This is a genomic window from Hydrogenivirga sp. 128-5-R1-1 (genome assembly GCF_000171895.1).
Genome location: NZ_ABHJ01000485.1, coordinates 1 through 1,138, shown reverse-complemented (window position 1 = coordinate 1,138; position 1,138 = coordinate 1). Strand labels below are relative to the sequence as shown.

The window sequence follows — 1,138 nt, the reverse complement described above, 5'->3', positions numbered from 1 at the left end:
CTGAAAATGTATGAACTTTATCTGAAACTCTATTTCTACCAAACAGGAAAAGACCCATAAATGTTGATTCAAGGAAAAATGCGCTTAAACCTTCCAGTGCAAGAGGTGCACCAAAAATATCTCCTACAAACTTAGAATATTCTGACCAGTTTGTACCAAACTCAAACTCCATTGTAAGACCTGTAGCAACACCAAGGGCAAAGTTGATTGCAAACAGTTTCATAAAAAACATGGATAAATCATCATAATGTTTATTACCTGTTTGAAGATAACGGGTTTTCATCAATGCAATAAGAAAGCCAAGACCTATTGTAAGTGGCACATAGATAAAGTGATAAAAAGCTGTAAGACCAAACTGCCATCTTGACAGCAGTAATGTATCCATACTTAAACCTCCTGTTAACTATTAGTTAATACTTACTAACTTAGTATAAATGAAAAATTTGGAAAATCAAGACTTCAATCAGGAAGTTAAAAAATATGACCACTTTATTGATATAATGACTATAAAGCTATTTCAAATAATGCTCCCTTTTCAGAAGGCACAGCTCTTATCTTCCCACCGTGCTTTTCAATAATATCCTTTGTTATTGTTAGACCAAGTCCGCTACCTTTTGATTTCTTTGAGTAATAAGGAAGGAATATTTTTTCAACTTCTTCTTTTGGTATTCCTTCTCCGCTATCTTTAACAAAGATTTTTATTTTGCTATTTTCTTGTTTAACATTTATTTCTACTTTTCCACCATCTTTTAATTTTTCAAAACTATTTTGTAATATATTTATAAATGCCTGCTTTAAAAGTTTTTTATCACCTTTAATTTTTATATCTTTATCTATATTTATTTCAACTTTAAATTTATCAGTTGTATAGCTGTTTTTTAGCTCCTCAAAAAACTGCTTTAAATTAACTTCTTCAATGTTAAGATTTTCATTGGTAGCAAACTGCCTGAACTCTTTTACCAGCTTGGATAAATGTTCAACTTCTGAATATATTACATTCACAGATTTCTCTAAAATACTGCCAAAATTTTCATTTCCTTTCTTAAACTGTCTTTCTATCCTTTCAGCTGCAAGCTTAATAGGTGTTAAAGGATTTTTAATTTCATGGGCTATTCGCTGGGCTATTTCTTTCCATGCG

General features: G+C 30.8%; 2 protein-coding genes. Both read right to left on the bottom strand.

Annotated elements, in window-relative coordinates; all coding sequences use genetic code 11:
- Positions 1-385, bottom strand: a 385-nt coding sequence (locus tag HG1285_RS00495; protein ID WP_008289651.1) for a cytochrome ubiquinol oxidase subunit I, incomplete at its 3' end; no start/stop codon positions are given.
- Between the two features lie 119 nt (positions 386-504).
- Positions 505-1,138: ATP-binding protein (locus tag HG1285_RS00500; protein ID WP_008289650.1), on the bottom strand; the 634-nt coding region annotated here is incomplete at its 5' end.